Here is an 18,020-nt window from a genome sequence, read left to right as displayed (position 1 = left end):
AGCGCGGACGAATCCCTCCCGTGAGGGAAACGTGCAGATCCGTCGTCGTGCTGGGGAGCATAACGGGGTAGTCGCCTGGTCACCCACCGCATCCGGGCGCCGGCTCAAGACCCCACCGGCGCCGGCCGATCCCCCCGGGGTGATCCCTCGTCCGCGCCCCCGGCACCTGCCCGTGCGCCTGCTCGTCCCGGCCTGCGTCGCAGCCCTGGTCATCGGGTCCACCGCCGGGACCGCGAGCGCCGCCCCGGGTCCGTCCTCGGGGGCGCCCACGACGGCGGCGGCGGCCCGGGCGCAGGCCCTGGCCGCGCAGGCCGCGGCCGAGGAGGCGGGTGCGCAGGTGCAGGCGGTGCAGGCGCAGCTGGTGCGTTCGCAGGCGGCGGTGGCCTCGGCGGTCAGCGCCAGCGTGCGGGCCCAGGTGGGGGCCGACGCCGCCGACCGGGCGGCGTCGCGGGAGCGGGCGCTGGCCACCCAGCGGGTGCGCTCGATCTACATGGGCGCCGGAACCTCGCAGGCCCGCCGGGGGCTGGCGCTGCTCACGTCGGCGGTCGGCGGTGGGGACCCGGTGGTGACGGTCCGCGCGTACGAGGTGGTGCGCCGTCAGGACGAGGCGGGCGTGGCGCGAGCCGAGGCGGCGGCGCGGGCGGGCCGGGTCGCGGCGAGCACCGAGGGTGCCGGGGCGGTGGCGGCAGTGGCGACGGTGCGCGACGTGGGTCAGCAGCTGACGCGGATGCAGGACGCGCTGGCGGCGGCGCAGGCGAAGGTGCAGGCGTTGCAGGGCGAGGCGGCGCGGCTGCAGGCCGCGGAGGACGCGGCGGAGGCCCTGGCCGCGGCGCAGGCGGCCGCCGCGGCGGCGCAGGCGGCCGCGGCCGCGTCGGTGGCGCAGCGGGCGGCGGGGGTGCGTGCGGGGGCGGTGCCGGCCGACTACGCGGACCTGTACGTGCGGGCGGCGGCGACGTGCGCGGGGATGCGCCCGGCGCTGCTGGCGGCGGTCGGGCAGGTCGAGAGCGGGCACGGGGTGGACGCGGGGACCAGTTCGGCCGGGGCGCAGGGGCCGATGCAGTTCCTGCCCTCGACGTTCGCGGCCTACGGGGTCGACGGCGACGGGGACGGGGCCGTGCGCATCGACGACGCGGCCGACGCGGTGTTCAGCGCGGCGAGGTACCTGTGCGCGAACGGCGCCGGCGGGGGCCGGGACGCGGAGGCGGCGGCGGTGTTCCGGTACAACCACGCCGACTGGTACGTGCAGATGGTGCAGCGGGTGGCCGACGAGCTGGCGGCGCGCGGCTTCGGCGGCTGAACCCCGGGCCTGAGACCTGGCCCCGGGCCCGGGGTCAGGTCTCGTCGAGCTGCAGGACGGTCAGGCCCGAGGTGGTCCGGACCTCGACCGCGGCAATCTGCCGGCGGGTCCAGGACGTGGCCCCGGTCAAGGAGGCGTCCTTGCCGGGCACGGCGGTCCAGGTGCCGATCTGCTGGTCGGTGCCGTCGCGGCCGGTGACGACGAGGACGTAGGGGTAGGGCTCCTCGCTGCGGGTGTGGGCGTAGGCGCACACGAGGTCGACCTTGGTGCCCCAGCCGACCTCGGTCAGGGCCACGGTGGCGGTGATGGGCGTGGGCAGGAGGGGGTCCATGGTCTGCGGGGTCCCCGCCACCGGGCCGGTGCTGCGGGGGGTCGCGGCGACGGCGGGTGCGGGCGCGCTCTGGTCGTGGACGCTGCGGGTGGCCACCGTGGCGACCAGGGCCGCGGCGGCGACCAGGCCGGCGGTCAGGACGGCGCGGCGGGTGGTGCGGCGGCGGCGCACGGTGCGCAGCAGGGCGGGCAGGACGGTGTCGGGGACCCCGGTGCCCTCGCGCAGCGCGGCGGCGGGGTCGCCGGAGGTGAGGGCCTCGACGACCTCGCGGGGGGTGCGGGCCAGCAGGCCGGGCAGGCCGGCGAGCTCGGCCACGGCCCGGCGGCACTCGGGGCAGGTCTTCAGGTGGTGCTCGAAGTCGGTGCGCTCGCTGGGCGACAGCGCCCCCAGGACGTAGGCGCCGGCGCTGGTCTCGTACGGGTCGTGCAGCGCGCCGGTCGTCGGGTCGTCGGTCGGGTCGCTCATCAGCGGCTCACCCCCATCTCCTGCAGGGCCAGTCTGAGGTTCATCAGGGCGTAGTGGGTGCGTGACTTCACGGTGCCCTCGGGGATGGCCAGGACGCGGGCGGCCTCGGCGACCGAGCGGCCGGCGAAGTAGCACTCGCGCAGGACGGCGCGGTGCTCGGGGGACAGCCGGGTCAGGGCCTGGGCCAGGACCCACTGCTGCAGGAGGCGTTCGGACTCGTCGACGACCTCGCGGTCGGGGACCTCGGCGTGTACGCTCTCGCGGCGGTTGCGGGCCGAGCGCCAGTCGTCGATGACGAGGCGGCGCGCGACGGTGAACAGCCAGGCGCGGGTGGACCCGCGGGCCGGGTCGAGGGACTCGGGGTGGCGCCAGGCGCGCAGCAGGGTCTCCTGGACGATGTCCTGGGCGCTGACGCGGTCGCCCGTGAGGGAAACGACGAAGGCCCACAGGGCCCCGGCGTGCTCGTCGTGCAGGGCGCGGACGAGGTCCTCGTCGGCGTCGGTCATCGGTCCCTCTTCCTCGTGCGTGCTCTCGAGCTCATCACGCAGCAGCCCGGGAAACGGTTCGACGGCGCGCCTAGGTTGGGCCGGGTGAGGATCTCGATCTCCCAGGTCCCCGCGGACCCGGTGCCGGTGCCCGTCGCGTTGCGGCCCGTCGTGGCCCGCTGGGGTGGGCCGGCCGGGGCGGGGGAACTGCCGGCGGCGTGGGTGAACGCCGCCGGCGGGACGACGTTCCGGGTCCAGGGTGCGCGGGGCGCGGTGTTCTGCAAGTGGGCCCCGGCGGGCACGGGGCTGGACCTGGCCGCGGAGGCCGAGCGCGCGGCGTGGGCCGCGGCGTTCGTGCCGGTGCCGCGGGTGCTGGAGCACGGCGAGGACGCGAGCGGGTCGTGGCTGGTGACCCGCGCGCTGCCCGGCGCCAGCGCGGTGGCCCCGCAGTGGGTCACGGCCCCGCAGGTGGCGGTGCCGGCGCTGGGGCGGGCGCTGCGGTGGTGGCACGACGCGGTCCCGGTCGGCGGGTGCCCGTTCGACTGGTCGGTGCCGTACCGGCTGACCCGCGCGGTCGGGGACACCACCGGCCTGCACGAGGCGCCGGCGGTGGACCGGCTCGTGGTCTGCCACGGCGACGCGTGCTCGCCGAACACGCTGCTGGCCGACGGTTCGGGCGAGCCGGTGGGGTTCGTGGACCTGGCGGCGGTGGGGGTCGCCGACCGGTGGGCGGACCTGGCGGTGGCCACCGTGAGCCTGGACTGGAACTACGGCGAGGGCTGGCAGGAGACGTTCCTGGCCGCCTACGGCGTGGCCCCCGATCCCGTGCGCACGGCGTACTACCGGGCGTTGTGGGACGTGGGTCCGTGACCGGTACCGTCGGGCCCGTGCGCAGTGAGCTGTCCGAATTCCTCGCGGGTCTGTCCTGGCCCCGGCCCCAGAGCCCGGAGTTCGACCCCGAGCACGCCCCGGCGGACCCGGTGGTGCTGTTCGGGACGTGGCTGCGCGAGGCCGTGGCCGCCGGTGTCCCGGCCGCGCACGTCATGACGCTGGCCACGGTCGACGCCGCAGGGCGCCCGGACGCGCGGGTGACGGTCCTGGAGGACGTCGACGAGCACGCCTTCTGGGTGGCGGCCAGCGAGTCCAGCCCCAAGGGCAAGCAGCTGGGGCGGGTGCCGGTGGCGGCGCTGGTGTTCCACTGGCCGCAGCTGGGCCGGCAGGTGCGGGTGCGCGGCACGGTGCGGCCCGCGGACGCCGCGCGCACCGAGGCCGCCTTCGAGCGGCTGTCCGCGCACGCGCGCGCCGAGGCGCTGGTGGACCGCCAGAGCCGGCCGCTGCACGACGAGGCGTGGCTGTCGAACGCCCTGGGCGACCCCACCGAGCTGCTGGAGCTGGAGGTCCCCGGCGCGGCCTCGGCCCCGGCGTGGCGGTTGTGGGGCGTGGACGCGGGCCGGATGGAGTTCTTCCAGGCCTCCACCTCCGAGCACCACCAGCGGTTGCGGTACTCGCGCACCGAGCAGACCTGGACGACGGAGCTGCTGCGCCCCTGAGGGCGAGCCGGTCGGGTCCTACAGGGCGCGGGCGGCGTAGCGCCCGGCGCGCGCGGTGACCTCCAGCGCCAGCCCGAAGGTGTCCGACAGGTGGGCGGAGGTGAGGGTCTGCGGCGCGGGGCCGGCGGCGACGACCTGCCCGCCGCGCAGCAGCAGCGCGTGGGTGGTGCCCACGGGGATCTCCTCGACGTGGTGGGTGACCATCACCGGCGTCGGGGCGTCCGGGTCGGCGGCCAGGGCCGTGAGCCGGCGCAGCAGGTCCTCGCGCCCGCCGAGGTCGAGGCCGCCGGCGGGTTCGTCGAGCAGCAGCAGCTCGGGGTCGGTCATCAGGGCCCGGGCGATCTGGGTGCGCTTGCGCTCCCCGTCCGACAGGGTCCCGAAGGCGCGCCCGGCCAGGTGCGCCACGCCCAGCAGGGCGAGCAGGTCCGCGGCGCGGGCCTCGTCGTCGGGGTCGTAGGCCTCGCGCCAGCGACCGGTGACGCCGTAGGCGGCGGTCACGACGACGTCGCTGACCCTCTCGTGCCCCGGCACGGCCCCGGCCAGGGCGGTGGAGGCCAGCCCGATGCGCGGGCGCAGCTCGAAGACGTCGACGCGGCCCAGGGTCTCGCCCAGGATCCCCACCGTCCCCGAGGTCGGGAACAGCCGCCCGGCGGCCACCGACAGCAGCGTCGACTTCCCGGCGCCGTTGGGGCCCAGGACCACCCAGCGTTCCCCGGCGGCCACGGCGAAGGAGACGGAATCCAGCAGCACGCTCGTGCCTCGCCGGACGGTCACCGCGGACAGGTCGAGCACGTCACTCATGGTCGCGACCCTAACGAGTCGTATCCTCGCGCCTGTGATGGACCTGCCCCGCTCCGCGCGGTTGGCCGCCTGGGGCACGGGCGTGCTGAGCGCCTCCGTGCCGCTGGAGGCCGCCGTGGCGGCCGTCGTGCGCGACGACGAACCCCACACCGTGCGCTTCGAGGACGCGGCGCTGCCGCGAGTCGCGGCCGAGCCCGACGACGTGCCGAGCCTGCTGGCGGGGCTGGGCGGGTGCGGGGCCACCGGGCTGCTGCTGGCGCTGCCGGTGCCCGGTGACCCCCGCGGCCTGCCCGGGCCGGCCGCGGTGAACGTGGCCGCGCTGGAGGCCGGTGAGTGCGTCGTGGCCGAGGTCGCCGGGCACCCCGAGCGGTGGGCGCTGGTGCCGGCGGTCACCGAGTTCGGCTCGGCGTGGGAACCGGGCGCGTTCGTGACGTGGACCGTGCGCACCGCCGCGCCGCGCAGGGCGCCGGAGAGCTCCAGCGTCGCCGAGTCCGAGCGGGAGCTGCGGGTGGCGCTGCAGACGGCGACGCAGGCGCTGGCGAGCCTGGACGTGGCGCGCTGGCGCGAGGAGGCCGCCGACCGGATCGCCGCGGTGCGCGACGGGGCCCTGGTCCGCGACGCGGTGCCGCCGGGCACGTCCCCGCGGGCGCTGCGGGTGCTGCAGACCGCCGCGCGGGTCCTGGCGATCGTGGACCTGGCCACCGAGGACGACGGCGCGGCGATCACCAGCCTGGAGGCGACCTCGCGCGCGGCGGCGCTGCGCGAGGTCGCGGCGGTGGCGCGCCGGGCGCTGGTGGCCGCCGTCAACGCGCACACCGAACCGGCGCGGCCCTGAGGACACCCGCCGTCCCGGACGGGGCAGGGACCCGCGGCAGGGACCCGTGGCAGGGACCCGTGGCAGGAAGTGGACGAACGACGTCCCGGCAGCCACTGCCGCCGGGGTGCCCGCCTCGGCCACGATGAGCCGGTGAGCACTCCCCCGCCCTCCTCCACGGCCCCGGCCACCCCCGCACCCGGCGCAGGCCCTGGAGCCCCCGGGGACCGCCGGCGGGCGCGGCTGCACCCGGCGTGGGTCGTGGCCGCCGTCACCTTCGCCACGCTGCTGGCCGCCGGCGCGTTCCGGTCGGTGCCGGCCACGCTGCTGGAACCGGTCTCGGCGGAGTTCGGGTGGTCGACGGCGAGCGTGTCGGCCGCGGTGAGCGTCAACCTCGTCCTGTACGGGCTCATCGCCCCGTTCGCCGCGGCCCTCATGCAGCGCTTCGGCGTCCAGCGGGTGGTGTCGGTGGCGCTGCTGCTGGTGGCGGCCGGCTCGGCGGGCTCGGCCTTCGTCCACGACCGCTGGCAGCTCGTGGCCACCTGGGGCGTGCTGGTGGGGGTGGGCACGGGGTCGATGGCGATGTCGCTGGCGGCCACGGTCGTGGGCCGCTGGTTCGTGGCCCGCCGGGGCCTGGTGACGGGTCTGCTCGCGGCGGCGGCCTCGGCCGGGCAGCTGGTGTTCCTGCCGCTGGTGGCGCACCTGGCGGCCGCGCACGGGTGGCGCACCCCGTGCCTGGTCATCGCGGCGGTCGCGCTCGTCGTCGTGCCGCTGGTGCTGGCCCGGCTGCACGAGCACCCCGCCGACCGGGGGGTCGCCCCCTACGGCGGCACCGGGCAGGAGGCCGAACCGGGCCGGGCGGCCGGCGCGCTGGCCGGGTTGCGCCTGGCGGTGCGGCACCGCGCGTTCTGGTTCCTGGCCGCCGGGTTCGCGGTCTGCGGGGCCTCCACGAACGGGCTGGTCGGCACCCACTTCGTCGCCGCCGCCCACGACCACGGGATGCCCGCCACGACGGCCGCCTCCCTGCTGGCCCTGGTCGGGCTGTTCGACGTGGCCGGCACGATCGCCTCGGGCTGGCTGACCGACCGCGTCGACCCGCGCCTGCTGCTGCTGGCGTACTACGCGCTGCGCGGGGTGTCGCTGCTGCTGCTGCCGCACGTGCTGTCCCCCGGGGTCGAACCGGCCACGTGGGTGTTCGTGGTGTTCTACGGCCTGGACTGGATCGCGACGGTGCCGCCCACGGTCGTCCTGGCGCGCCGGCACTTCGGCCTGGCCGGGCCGGTGGTGTTCGGGTGGGTGTTCGCCTCCCACCAGCTGGGGGCCGCGGCCATGGCGTTCGCGGCGGGCGTCGTGCGCGACCGCACGGGCGACTACGCGGCGGCGTTCGTCGTCAGCGGGGGCCTGTGCCTGCTGGCGGCGCTGTGCTCGCTGCTGGTGGGAGCCCCGCGAGCGCCCGGTTCTCCGCGGGCAGCCGGAAGCGCAGCAGCAGCACCGCGTTGAGGACGCTGAAGCCCAGCGCCGTCCACCAGCACGAGCCCACCAGCGGCAGCGCGAAACCTTCCACGACGACGGCGACGTAGTTGGGGTGCTTCAGCCACCGGTAGGGGCCGCGGGCGACGAGCTGCAGGCCCGGCACGACGATGACGCGGGTGTTCCAGCGCACCCCCAGGGTCGCGATGCACCACCAGCGCAGGCCCTCGGAGGCGGCGACCAGGGCCAGCATCGGCCAGCCCAGCGCGGGGGTGAAGTGCCGGTCGGCGGCGAGGAACTCCACCAGGCAGGCCAGCAGCAGACCGGTGTGCAGGGCCACCATGGGCGGGAAGTGGGCGCGGCCGGACTCCACGCCGCCGCGGGCGAAGGACCAGCGCGCGTTGCGGGTGGACACGACGAGCTCGGCGACGCGTTCGAGGCCGGTGGCCAGGACGAGGGCGATGAACAGCACGGTCGACGGCTCGCCGGGCCAGCCGGTGCTCACACGGCCTCCAGCAGCACGGTCTCGGTGCTGACCCCGGGCCCCACGGCCAGGACGAGGACCCGTTCGCCGGGCACGTGCGGGGTGTCGGCCAGGACGTGCAGCACCGCCGAGCTGGACAGGTTCCCGGTGCGCCGCAGCACGTCCCAGGACAGCTCCAGCGCCGCCTCGGGCAGTTCCAGGGCATCGGCGACGGCGTCGAGGACCTTCGGGCCGCCGGGGTGCACGACCCAGCGGTCCACCGCGTCCGGGCCGCCGTGGGCGGTGAGGAAGTCGCGCACGTCACCGCCGACGTGGCGGGCCAGGACCTGCGGCAGCCCGGCCGACAGCACGATGCGGAACCCGCTGGTGCCCACCCGCCAGCCGAGGGCGTCGGCGGAGTCCGGCAGCAGCCGGGAGGTGTGGTCGACGACGTCCCAGCCCGGCGCGGTGCCGGCGCGCTCGGCGCCGGTGAGCACGACGGCGCTGGCGCCGTCGCCGAACAGCCCGCTGGCGACGAGGTTGGCGACCGAGGGGTCGCCGGCCTGCAGCGTCAGCGAGCACAGTTCCACGCTGACCAGCAGGCCCACCGCGCCGGGACGCCCGGCCAGGAACTCCTCCAACCGGGCCAGGCCCGCCGCCCCGGCCACGCAGCCCAGCCCGAACCCGGGCCAGCGCACGACGTCGGGGCGCAGCCCCACCCGCTGGGCCAGCACCGCGTCCACCGACGGCGCCCCCACCCCGGTGACGGTCGTGAACAGCAGCACGTCCACGTCGGCCGGGTCCAGCCCGGCGCTCGTCAGCGCGCCCTTGACGGCGCGTTCGGCCAGGTCCAGGGCGACGTCGGCGAAGACGGCGTTGGTGGCGTCGAAGGCGTCGGGGCGGGTGACGAGGGCGGGGTAGGCCTCCAGGGGCAGGGCCAGGTGGCGGGTGCGGACCCCCGTGGCGGCGTGCAGGCGGTGCAGCAGCGCGGGGCTGGCCCCGGAGGCGGACAGCAGCGGGGCGAGGACGTCGGCGATGTCGTCCTGGCTGTGCCGATGGGCCGGCAGGACGGGTTCGACCGCCACCACCCGGGCCCGGGACCTGCCGCTGGAGCTCACGCGGTGATGCTCGCACCCCGTCCGGGCACCGGCGCGCGCGGGCGGCCCACCCGTCGCGCCGCCCCGTAGGGTCGCGGGGTGAAGATCGTCATCCCGGGCGGCACCGGGCAGGTCGGCGGGGTCCTGCGCCGGGCGTTCCTCGCCCGCGGCGACGAGGTGGTCGTGCTCTCGCGCCACCCCGGGCCCCTGGAACCGGGGGTGCGGCACGTCGGGTGGGACGGGCGGACCCTGGGGGCGTGGGCCGGTGAGCTCGACGGCGCCGACGCCGTCGTGAACCTCGCCGGGCGGACCGTCAACTGCCGCTACACCGAGGAGAACCTGCGGCAGATGATGGACTCGCGGGTCGAGTCCACCCGGGTCGTGGGGCAGGCGGTCGCCGCGGCCGCGCGCCCGCCTGCGACGTGGCTGCAGATGTCGACGGCGACGATCTACGCCGACACCCGCGGGCCGGCGCACGACGAGGACGGGGAACTGGGCGGGCGGGAGCCGCACGTCCCGGCCTACTGGGAGTACTCGGTGCGCATCGCGCGGCGCTGGGAGCAGGCGCAGCTCGAGGCACGTACCCCGGCCACGCGCCGGGTCCAGCTGCGCGCGGCGATGGTGATGACCCCCGACCGCGGGGGCGTGTTCGACGTCCTGTCGTGGATGGCGCGCCTCGGGCTGGGCGGGCCCGTGGCCGGCGGCGGGCAGTACGTCTCGTGGATCCACGGCGACGACGCCGTGCGGGCGGTGCAGTTCCTGCTGGCGCGCGCCGACCTGTCCGGCCCGTTCAACCTCGCTGCGCCGCAGCCGTTGCCGCAGGCCGAGACCATGCGGGTCCTGCGCCGGGCCTGGGGCCGTCCGGTCGGGCTGCCCGCGACGGCGTGGATGGCCTCGGCGGGGGCGTTCGTGCTGCGCACCGATCCCGAACTGCTGCTGAAGAGCCGGCGCGTGGTCTCCTCGCGGTTGCCGGCGGCCGGGTTCGCCTTCGAGCACCCGACGTGGCCCGAGGCGGCCCGCGACCTGGTGGCGCGCCGCGCGGGCCGGGCCTGAACCAGGCTCTGAACCGGACGCTGCGCCCGTCGTCGCGCCCGCGGGGCCGCCCGCTCAGCCCGTGCGGGGTCGCCGGCCCCCGCCGGCCAGCCGCAGCGACAGGTCGTGGGCGTGCTCGAGCAGCAGCCGGCCCAGGTCGGCCTGCCGCCGCCCGGCCAGGCGCGGTTCGATGCCCGTGATGCTCAGCGCCCACGTCGCGCGCCCGGAGGCCTCGAACACGGGAGCGGCCATCCCCCAGCTGCCCTCTACGAGCAGTCCGGGGTTCAGCGCATACCCGCGGCGCACGGCCTGCCGGGCGCGCCGGCGCACCGAGGTCTCGTCGTGCCCGGGGTAGCGCTGCTCGAGGTCGCGGTGGTGGCGGAAGAACTCCTCGACCTCGCCCGGCGGGCTGAAGGCCAGCAGCACCAGCCCGGCCGAGGCGACGCCCAGCGGCAGCCGGATTCCCTCGTGCAGGACGTGCGAGCGGACCGGGAAGCTGCCCTCCTCGGCCAGCAGGCACACCGATTCCGACCCGCGGCGCACCGACAGGAACACCGACTCCTCGCTGCGCGCGGCCAGCGAGCGGACCACCGGGCGGGCGACGTCGACGACGTCGAAGCGGGCCGCGGCGGCCGCGCCGAAGATGAACAGCTCCGGGCCGGTCACCCAGTTGCCCGCCGCGTCCTGGTCGAGCAGACCCTCGCGCTGCAGGGCGCTCAGCAGCCGGTGGGCCGTGGCCCGGGCCAGGCCGGTGGCCTGCACCACCTGCGCGGTGCCCAGGCCCGCCGGCTGCGCCGCCACGAGGCGCAGCAGCGTCGCGACCCGGCTGACCACCTGCGTCCCCGTCCGGTTGTCCACGTTGTGGACGCTACCGCGGTCGCTGCCCACCAGGTGGGAGGATCCGCGGCCCGCACGCCCGTGGCCTTGCCCGCGGGTGCGACGGCGACGCAGGCTGCAGCGCAGGGGGATCCACGGGGATCCCCGGGGACCTGGGTGAGGAGGCCGCCATGACCGGTTCGACCCGGACCGCGTCCACGAGCGCGGCGCAGGCGCTGGCCGGCCGGCTGCACGACGGCATGACGATCGCCGTCGGAGGTTTCGGCCTGTGCGGGGTCCCCTACGACCTCGTCGAGGCCGTGCGCGACAGCGGTGTGCGCGGGTTGACGGTCGTCTCGAACAACCTGGGCGTCGACGGCCAGGGCCTGGGGCTGCTGCTGGAGAACGACCAGATCGAGCGTGTGCTGGCCTCCTACGTCGGGGAGAACAAGCTGTTCGCGCAGCGCTACCTCGACGGTGCGCTGCAGGTGGAGTTCGTCCCGCAGGGCACCCTGGCCGAACGCCTGCGCGCCGGCGGCGCCGGGATCCCGGCGTTCTACACCGCCACCGGCGTGGGCACCGAGGTCGCCGAGGGCAAACCCACCGCCGAGTTCGACGGGCGGACCTACGTCCTGGAACGGGCCATCACGGCCGACGTCGGCCTCGTCCACGCCCGCACCGCCGACGGGTTCGGGAACCTGCGCTACCGCCTCACCGCCCGCAACTTCAACCCGCTGGTCGCCGCGGCCGCCGCCTTCACCGTGGCCGAGGCCGAGGTCGTGCGCGACAGCCCGCTGGACCCCGACGACGTCGTGACGCCCGGCGTCTTCGTGGACGCCGTCGTGCCCACCGCGCGGCGCAGCGAGTTCGAGCAGCGCACCACCCGGCCCCGCCCCGACGCCGCGCTCACCGCCCGCTGACCCCCTGAGCCCGCTGCACCCCGCTGCACTTCGAGGAGGAGGACGACGATGCCCTGGACCCGCGAGGAGATGGCCGCGGTCGCGGCCCTGGAACTGCACGACGGCGACCACGTCAACCTCGGGATCGGGATCCCGACGCTGGTCGCCAACCACCTGCCCCCCGGGGTGCACGTCACCCTGCACAGCGAGAACGGCCTGCTGGGCACCGGCCCGTTCCCGGTCGAGGGGGACGAGGACGCCGACCTCATCAACGCCGGCAAGCAGACCGTCACCGCGCTGCCCGGCGCGTCCGTCTTCGACTCCGCGACCTCGTTCGCGATGATCCGCGGCGGTCACGTCGCCGTCGCCGTCCTGGGTGCCCTGCAGGTCTCGGTGCGCGGGGACCTGGCCAACTGGCAGGTGCCCGGCAAGATGGTCAAGGGCATGGGCGGGGCCATGGACCTCGTCGCCGGGACCCGGCGGGTCGTGGTCGTCATGGACCACACCGCCAAGGACGGCACCCCCAAGCTCGTCGAGGAGTGCACCCTGCCGCTGACCGGGGCCGGGGTCGTGGACCGCGTCGTCACCGACCTCGCCGTCTTCGACTGCGGCCCGGACGGTCTGAGCCTGGTGCGCACCGCCCCCGGCGTGGAGGTCGAGGACCTGCGCGCCCTCACCGCACCCTTCACCGTCCCGGCTGCCCCCGCCGGGGCACCGGACGCGCCGGTGCCGGCGTGAGCGTCCTGCTGGGCTACGCGCGCACGCCCTTCGTGCGCTTCAACGGCGCCTTCGCCGCCGTGCCGGCGACCGTGCTGGGCGCGCACGCGATCCGCGCGGCCCTGGCCCGGGCCGGGATCGGGGCGGGCGACGTCGACGCCGTCGTGGGCGGGCAGGTGCTGCAGGCCGGGGCCGGGCAGAACCCGGCCCGCCAGTCCGCCGCGGGCGCCGGGATCGGGCTGGAGGTGCCGGCCGTCACCGTGAACTCGGTGTGCCTGTCCGGGATGGAGGCCGTCGTGCAGGCCCACCGCCTCGTCAGCGCCGGCGAGGCCCGCGTCGTGGTGGCCGTCGGCCAGGAGTCGATGTCGCGGGCCCCGCACCTGTGGCCCACCGCCCGCGCCGGGCAGCCGTTCGGGGCCGCGGCCCTACTCGACAGCGTCGAGACCGACGCCCTGAGCGACGCCTTCGACGGCGCGGCCATGGGCCTGGGCACCGACGTCGCCAACGAGGCCCTGGGCCTGGACCGCGCCGCGCAGGACGCCTGGGCCGAACGCTCCCACCGGCTCGCGGCCGCCGCGGCCGACCTGCTGGCCGGTGAGGTCGTCGCCGTCGAGGTGCCCGGGCGGCGCGGGGCCACCACCGTCGCGCACGACGACGGGGTCCGGCCCGACACCAGCCTCGAACGGCTCGCCGCGCTGCGCCCGGCCTTCCGCCCCGGCGGGAGCGTGACCGCGGGCAACGCCTCGCAGATCTCCGACGGCGCCGCGGCCGTCGTGGTGGCCGACGCGCGTTTCGCCCGCGAGCGGGGACCGGGCGCGCTGGCCGAGGTCGTCGGGCACGCCGTCGTCGCCGGACCGGACACCACGCTGCACTCCCAGCCCGCCCGGGCGATCGCGCGCGCCCTGCAGCGGGCCGGGCTCGCCGTGGCGGACCTGGACGCCGTGGAGGTCAACGAGGCGTTCGCCGCGGTGGCGGTGCAGTCGGTGCGCGAGCTGGGGATCGAGGCCGCCCGCGTCAACCGCCACGGCGGCGCCATCGCCCTGGGCCACCCCGTCGGGGCCTCGGGGACCCGCGTCACCGGGCACCTGGCCCGCACGCTCGGCCCGGGCCGCCTCGGTGCCGCCGCGATCTGCGGCGGCGGCGGCCAGGGCGCGGCGGTCCTGCTGCGCGGGCTCTGAACCGGCTCTCGGCGGCTGTGCGCGGCCCCGCTCACAGCACCGAGCGGTAGACCTCCACGGTCCGGGCCGCGATCGCGTCCCAGGAGAAGCGCTCGAGCGCGCGGGTGCGCCCGGCCGCGCCGAAGGCCCGGGCCCGGTCGGGGTCGGAGACGGCCTCGGCCAGCGCCGCGGCCAGGTCGGCGACGAAGGCGTCGGGGTCCACGGGGGCGCCGGTGCCGTCGGTGACCTGCTCGATGGGCACCAGCCAGCCGGTGACGCCGTCCTCGACGACCTCGGGGATGCCGCCGGTGGCGGTGCCGACGACGGCGGCGCCGCAGGCCATGGCCTCGAGGTTGACGATGCCCAGGGGTTCGTAGACCGACGGGCAGACGAAGACGGTGGCCTGCGACAGGTGCTCGAGCAGCTCCGCGCGCGACAGGTGCCGGTCCAGCCACACGACGCCGTCGCGGGTCCGCTGCAGCTCGGCGACGAGCCCGGCGACCTCGGCGGCGATCTCGGGGGTGTCCGGCGCCCCGGCGCACAGGACGAGCTGGACCTGCGGCGGCAGCTGCGCGGCGGCGCGCAGCAGGTGCGGCAGCCCCTTCTGCCGGGTGATGCGCCCGACGAAGACGACCGAGGGGCGGTCGGGGTCGACGCCGTTGGCGCGCACCAGGTCCCGGCCCTCGACGGGGACCCACTCGGAGGCGTCGATGCCGTTGTGGACGACGTGGACGCGGGCGGGGTCCAGCGCGGGGTAGGACCGCAGGATGTCGGCGCGCATCCCGGCGCTGACCGCGACGACGGCCGCGGCGGCCTCGAAGGCGGTCCGCTCGGCCCAGGACGAGACGCGGTATCCGCCGCCGAGCTGCTCGGCCTTCCACGGCCGCAACGGTTCCAGGCTGTGGGCGGTCACGACGTGCGGGACGCCGTGCAGCAGCGAGGCCAGGTGCCCGGCCAGGTTCGCGTACCAGGTGTGGGAGTGGACCAGGTCGGCCCCGGCCGCGTCGGCGGCGATGGTCAGGTCCACGCCCAGGGTCTTCAGCGCGGCGTTGGCCCCGGCCAGCTCGGCCAGGTCCGGGTACCCGGTGGCGCCCGCCTCGGCGCGCGGGCCGCCGAAGGCCCGCACGGCGACCTCGGGCCCGTCGGGCAGGGCCCGCAGGGCCTTGACGAGTTCGGCGACGTGGACCCCGGCCCCGCCGTAGATCTCCGGCGGGTACTCCTTGGTCAGCAGGTCGACACGCATCGAACTCCCCTTCCCGCAAACCGGTCGCGGCGACACCGCCGGACCTGATGGGCAACCCACCCTACTGGGGCCTAGTGTGCCCCTCGTGGCTACTCCGAACGTCCTCGCGATCGTCCTCGCCGGCGGGGAGGGCAAACGGCTCATGCCACTCACCGCGGACCGGGCCAAACCCGCCGTGCCCTTCGGGGGCACCTACCGGCTCATCGACTTCGCCCTGTCGAACCTGGTGAACGCCGCCTACCGCAAGATCGTCGTGCTGACCCAGTACAAGTCGCACTCCCTGGACCGCCACCTCTCGCAGAACTGGCGCATGTCGAACCTGTTCGGTTCCTACATCGCCTCCGTCCCCGCCCAGCAGCGCGTGGGCCAGCGCTGGTACGCGGGGTCGGCCGACGCCATCTACCAGTCGCTGAACCTCATCAGCGACGAGCGGCCCGACATCGTCGTCGTGGTCGGCGCCGACCACGTGTACCGGATGGACTTCTCCCAGATGGTCGACGCCCACGTCGCGTCGGGCTCGCCGTGCACCGTCGCCGCGATCCGCCAGCCCATCTCGCTGGCCGACCAGTTCGGGGTCATCCAGACCGAACACGGTTCGAACAAGATCGCGGAGTTCCTGGAGAAACCCAAGGACCCCAAGGGCCTGGACGACTCCCCCCACGAGGTCCTGGCCTCGATGGGCAACTACGTGTTCGACGCCGACGCCCTCGTCGAGGCCGTCACCCGCGACGCCGAGCGCGAGGACTCCAAGCACGACATGGGCGGCGACATCGTCCCCAGCTTCGTCGAGCGCGGCCTGGCCTCGGTGTACGACTTCAAGGACAACGAGGTCCCCGGGGCCACCGACCGCGACCGCGCCTACTGGCGCGACGTGGGGACGCTGGACGCCTACTTCGAGGCGCAGATGGACCTCATCTCGGTGCTGCCGGTGTTCAACCTCTACAACTACGAGTGGCCCATCGTCGCCGCGCAGGACTTCTACCCGCCGGCGAAGTTCGTCCACGGCTGGCAGGGCACGTACGGGCACGCCGTGAACTCCATCATCAGCCAGGGCACGGTCGTCTCCGGTGCGCTGGTGGAGAAGTCGGTCGTCTCCCCCAACGTGCGCCTGGACTCCTGGGCGCACGTGTCGGAGTCCGTCCTCATGGACGGCGTCAAGGTCGGCCGGCACGCCGTGGTCCAGCGCGCCATCGTCGACAAGTTCGTCACCATCCCCGACGACGCCCGCATCGGGGTCGACGCCGAGGAGGACCGCGCCCGGGGTTTCCACGTCACCCCCTCGGGCATCACCGTCGTCGGGAAGGGACAGACCATCTCGTGAGCACCACCACCGGCCAGAGCCCGCAGGAACGGCCCACGCGCATCGGCGTGCAGATCCAGCCGCAGCACGCCCCGTACCCCGCGATCCGCGCCGCCGCCGCGCGCGCGGAGGAGATCGGGGCGGACATCGCGTTCAACTGGGACCACTTCTACCCCCTGTACGGAGACCCCGACGGCCTGCACTTCGAGTGCTGGACGATGCTCGCCGCCTGGGCCGAGGCCACCCGCCGCATCGAGATCGGCGCTCTGGTCTCCTGCAACAGCTACCGCAACCCCGAACTGCTGGCCGACATGGCCCGCACCGTCGACCACGTCTCGGCCCACGACTCCGGCACGGGCCGGCTGATCCTCGGGATCGGCTCGGGCTGGTTCGAGAAGGACTACGACGAGTACGGCTACGAGTTCGGCACCGCCGGCGGCCGGCTGAACCAGCTGCGCGACGACCTGCCGCGCATCGAGTCGCGCCTGGGCAAGCTGAACCCGGGTCCGACGCGCAAGGTCCCCGTCCTCATCGGCGGCGGCGGGGAGCAGAAGACGCTGCGGCTGGTCGCCAAGCACGCCGACATCTGGCACTCCTTCTCCGACGTGGAGACCTTCACCCGCAAGGTCGGGGTCCTCGGCGAACGCTGCGCCGAGATCGGCCGCGACCCGGGCGAGATCGAGCTGTCGGTCGGGGTGGAGAACGTCGAGCAGGCCGAGGCGCTGCACGCCGCGGGGGCCCGGCTGTTCACCATCGGCGTCAACGGGCCCGACTACGACCTGTCGGTGCTCGCCGAGCTGGTCGCCTGGCGCGACGGCAAGAACGGCTGAGAACCCCTCCCCGGTAGGGTCACGGGCGTGCTGAACCACCCGCCCGACAGCGTGCTCGTGACCGTCACCGGCCCGGACCGCCCCGGGGTGACCTCGGCCCTGTTCGCCGCGCTCGACGGCACCGGGGCCGAGGTCCTGGACGTCGAGCAGGTCGTCGCGGGCGGCGTCCTGACGCTGTCGGTGCTGACGACGGCCGAGGACGCCGTGCGCGCCACGGTCGCCGGGCTGCGCCTGGAGGGTCTGCGGATCCACTGCAGCGCACCGCAACCCATCGCCGCCGAACGTCCGCGCCGGCTGCACGTGACTCTGCTGGGCGCCCCGCTGCGCCCGGCGGCCGTGGCGCGCATCACCACCGTCCTGGCCGACGCAGGCGCCAACGTCGACCGCATCCGGCGGATGTCGTCCGAACCGGTCACGAGCCTGGAGCTGGACGTGTCCACCCGCGGCAGCGCCGCCGACGTCCTGCGACTGCGCCGCACCCTGGCGAGCGAGGCGAGCCGGCACGGCTTGGACGCCGCCGTCTCCCCCGCCGGCCTGGCCCGGATGGGCCGGCGGCTGGTCGTCATGGACGTCGACTCCACCCTCATCCGCCAGGAGGTCATCGAACTGCTGGCGGCCCACGCCGGGCGCGAGGCCGAGGTCGCGGCCGTCACCGAGCGCGCCATGCGCGGCGAGATCGACTTCACCGCCTCGCTGCGCGAGCGCGTCGCCTGCCTGGAGGGGCTGGACGTCTCGGTCGTGGCGGCCGTGCGCGAGGCCGTGGAACTGACCCCCGGTGCCCGCACCCTGTGCCGCACCCTGCACCGGCTCGGGTTCACCCTGGCGCTGGTCTCGGGGGGTTTCCTGGAGGTCGTGGGCCCGCTGGCCGCCGAGCTGGGCATCGCCCACGTGCGGGCCAACCGGCTGCAGGTCGTGCACGGGCGCTTCACCGGGCGCGTGGTGGGCCCGGTCGTGGACCGGGCCGCGAAGGCCACGGCGCTGCGCGAGTTCGCCGCCGCCGAGGGGCTGCCGCTGCACCGCACCGTCGCCATCGGTGACGGCGCCAACGACCTCGACATGATCGGCGCGGCGGGGCTGGGGATCGCGTTCAACGCCAAACCCGTCGTGCGGGCCCAGGCCGACGCCGCGCTGAACGTGCCCTACCTCGACGCCGTCCTGCCGCTGCTGGGCATCACCCGCGACGACGTCGAGGACGCCGACTTGGCCGACGCCGCCCTGGGCGGGACGCTCACCCGCGGTTGAGCGCCCACGTG

19 protein-coding genes are annotated in these 18,020 nt (G+C 75.9%); 12 read left to right on the top strand and 7 right to left on the bottom strand.

Annotated features, from left to right (window positions below):
* Positions 1-139 precede the first annotated feature (139 nt).
* Entirely contained in the window at positions 140-1,297 is a 1,158-nt protein-coding gene (locus CLV37_RS28740; RefSeq protein ID WP_211298290.1) for a lytic transglycosylase domain-containing protein, read from the top strand.
* A gap of 34 nt (positions 1,298-1,331) precedes the next feature.
* On the opposite strand, the gene CLV37_RS01455 is transcribed toward CLV37_RS28740, so the two are convergent.
* Entirely contained in the window at positions 1,332-2,093 is a 762-nt protein-coding gene (locus CLV37_RS01455) for an anti-sigma factor family protein (protein WP_106206257.1), read from the bottom strand.
* Positions 2,093-2,599, bottom strand: a complete 507-nt coding sequence (locus CLV37_RS01450) for a sigma-70 family RNA polymerase sigma factor (protein WP_106206255.1) — start codon at positions 2,597-2,599, stop codon at positions 2,093-2,095. The genes CLV37_RS01455 and CLV37_RS01450 overlap by 1 nt, the downstream gene beginning before the upstream one ends.
* Positions 2,600-2,683: 84 nt before the next feature.
* Here CLV37_RS01450 and CLV37_RS01445 point away from each other — a divergent pair, with 84 nt between their 5' ends.
* Entirely contained in the window at positions 2,684-3,448 is a 765-nt protein-coding gene (locus tag CLV37_RS01445; RefSeq protein ID WP_245885187.1) for an aminoglycoside 3'-phosphotransferase, read from the top strand.
* 17 nt (positions 3,449-3,465) lie between these two features.
* Positions 3,466-4,128: a pyridoxine/pyridoxamine 5'-phosphate oxidase gene (locus CLV37_RS01440; protein ID WP_106207307.1), complete on the top strand. Its 663-nt coding sequence runs from the start codon at positions 3,466-3,468 to the stop codon at positions 4,126-4,128.
* 18 nt (positions 4,129-4,146) lie between these two features.
* On the opposite strand, the gene CLV37_RS01435 is transcribed toward CLV37_RS01440, so the two are convergent.
* Positions 4,147-4,929 carry an ABC transporter ATP-binding protein gene (locus CLV37_RS01435; RefSeq protein WP_106206253.1) on the bottom strand — a complete coding sequence of 261 codons (783 nt, stop codon included), beginning with the start codon at positions 4,927-4,929 and terminating at the stop codon, positions 4,147-4,149.
* A 37-nt stretch (positions 4,930-4,966) separates the two neighbouring features.
* Between CLV37_RS01435 and CLV37_RS01430 the strand changes: the two genes are divergently transcribed.
* Together CLV37_RS01430 and CLV37_RS01425 are read left to right on the top strand one after the other, a co-directional pair.
* Positions 4,967-5,764, top strand: coding sequence for a hypothetical protein (locus CLV37_RS01430; protein WP_211298289.1), 798 nt, complete (start codon positions 4,967-4,969; stop codon positions 5,762-5,764).
* Positions 5,765-5,986: 222 nt separating this feature from the next.
* Positions 5,987-7,243 carry an MFS transporter gene (locus CLV37_RS01425; protein WP_342762218.1) on the top strand — a complete coding sequence of 419 codons (1,257 nt, stop codon included), beginning with the start codon at positions 5,987-5,989 and terminating at the stop codon, positions 7,241-7,243.
* Here CLV37_RS01425 and CLV37_RS01420 read toward each other — a convergent pair.
* Complete coding sequence (locus CLV37_RS01420; protein ID WP_245885186.1) at positions 7,134-7,718, bottom strand: isoprenylcysteine carboxyl methyltransferase family protein; 585 nt, start codon at positions 7,716-7,718, stop codon at positions 7,134-7,136. The genes CLV37_RS01425 and CLV37_RS01420 overlap by 110 nt on opposite strands.
* Positions 7,715-8,794: a type III polyketide synthase gene (locus tag CLV37_RS01415; protein WP_106206247.1), complete on the bottom strand. Its 1,080-nt coding sequence runs from the start codon at positions 8,792-8,794 to the stop codon at positions 7,715-7,717. Before CLV37_RS01415 ends, CLV37_RS01420 begins: the two co-directional genes overlap by 4 nt.
* 78 nt (positions 8,795-8,872) lie before the next feature.
* Here CLV37_RS01415 and CLV37_RS01410 point away from each other — a divergent pair, with 78 nt between their 5' ends.
* Positions 8,873-9,826, top strand: coding sequence for an epimerase (locus CLV37_RS01410; protein WP_106206245.1), 954 nt, complete (start codon positions 8,873-8,875; stop codon positions 9,824-9,826).
* Positions 9,827-9,880: 54 nt separating this feature from the next.
* Here CLV37_RS01410 and CLV37_RS01405 read toward each other — a convergent pair whose 3' ends face one another.
* Positions 9,881-10,663 carry an IclR family transcriptional regulator gene (locus tag CLV37_RS01405; RefSeq protein ID WP_106207302.1) on the bottom strand — a complete coding sequence of 261 codons (783 nt, stop codon included), beginning with the start codon at positions 10,661-10,663 and terminating at the stop codon, positions 9,881-9,883.
* A gap of 149 nt (positions 10,664-10,812) precedes the next feature.
* Here CLV37_RS01405 and CLV37_RS01400 point away from each other — a divergent pair, with 149 nt between their 5' ends.
* From CLV37_RS01400 to CLV37_RS01390, 3 genes are read left to right on the top strand one after another with little or no spacing between them, the layout of a single operon-like run.
* Complete coding sequence (locus CLV37_RS01400) at positions 10,813-11,541, top strand: CoA transferase subunit A (protein WP_106206243.1); 729 nt, start codon at positions 10,813-10,815, stop codon at positions 11,539-11,541.
* A 48-nt stretch (positions 11,542-11,589) separates the two neighbouring features.
* Positions 11,590-12,258 carry a CoA transferase subunit B gene (locus tag CLV37_RS01395; protein ID WP_106206241.1) on the top strand — a complete coding sequence of 223 codons (669 nt, stop codon included), beginning with the start codon at positions 11,590-11,592 and terminating at the stop codon, positions 12,256-12,258.
* Positions 12,255-13,415 (top strand): acetyl-CoA C-acyltransferase, encoded by a 1,161-nt coding sequence (locus CLV37_RS01390; protein ID WP_106206239.1) that lies wholly within the window; start codon positions 12,255-12,257, stop codon positions 13,413-13,415. Before CLV37_RS01395 ends, CLV37_RS01390 begins: the two co-directional genes overlap by 4 nt.
* Positions 13,416-13,446: 31 nt before the next feature.
* Here CLV37_RS01390 and glgA read toward each other — a convergent pair whose 3' ends face one another.
* Positions 13,447-14,637 carry a glycogen synthase gene (gene glgA, locus CLV37_RS01385; protein WP_106206237.1) on the bottom strand — a complete coding sequence of 397 codons (1,191 nt, stop codon included), beginning with the start codon at positions 14,635-14,637 and terminating at the stop codon, positions 13,447-13,449.
* Positions 14,638-14,722: 85 nt separating this feature from the next.
* On the opposite strand from glgA, the gene glgC reads away from it, so the two are divergent.
* The 3 genes from glgC to serB are packed head-to-tail and all read left to right on the top strand — an operon-like array spanning position 14,723 to position 18,009.
* Positions 14,723-15,958 (top strand): glucose-1-phosphate adenylyltransferase, encoded by a 1,236-nt coding sequence (gene glgC, locus CLV37_RS01380; protein WP_170126993.1) that lies wholly within the window; start codon positions 14,723-14,725, stop codon positions 15,956-15,958.
* Positions 15,955-16,767: an LLM class F420-dependent oxidoreductase gene (locus CLV37_RS01375; RefSeq protein ID WP_106206233.1), complete on the top strand. Its 813-nt coding sequence runs from the start codon at positions 15,955-15,957 to the stop codon at positions 16,765-16,767. The genes glgC and CLV37_RS01375 overlap by 4 nt, the downstream gene beginning before the upstream one ends.
* A gap of 27 nt (positions 16,768-16,794) precedes the next feature.
* Positions 16,795-18,009 (top strand): phosphoserine phosphatase SerB, encoded by a 1,215-nt coding sequence (gene serB, locus CLV37_RS01370; protein WP_170126992.1) that lies wholly within the window; start codon positions 16,795-16,797, stop codon positions 18,007-18,009.
* Positions 18,010-18,020: the final 11 nt, after the last annotated feature.

The sequence above is a fragment of the Kineococcus rhizosphaerae genome, assembly GCF_003002055.1.
Classification (GTDB): domain Bacteria; phylum Actinomycetota; class Actinomycetes; order Actinomycetales; family Kineococcaceae; genus Kineococcus; species Kineococcus rhizosphaerae.
The sequence above is the reverse complement of the archived record's forward strand: the minus strand, read 5'-3'. Positions and strand labels throughout refer to the sequence as shown.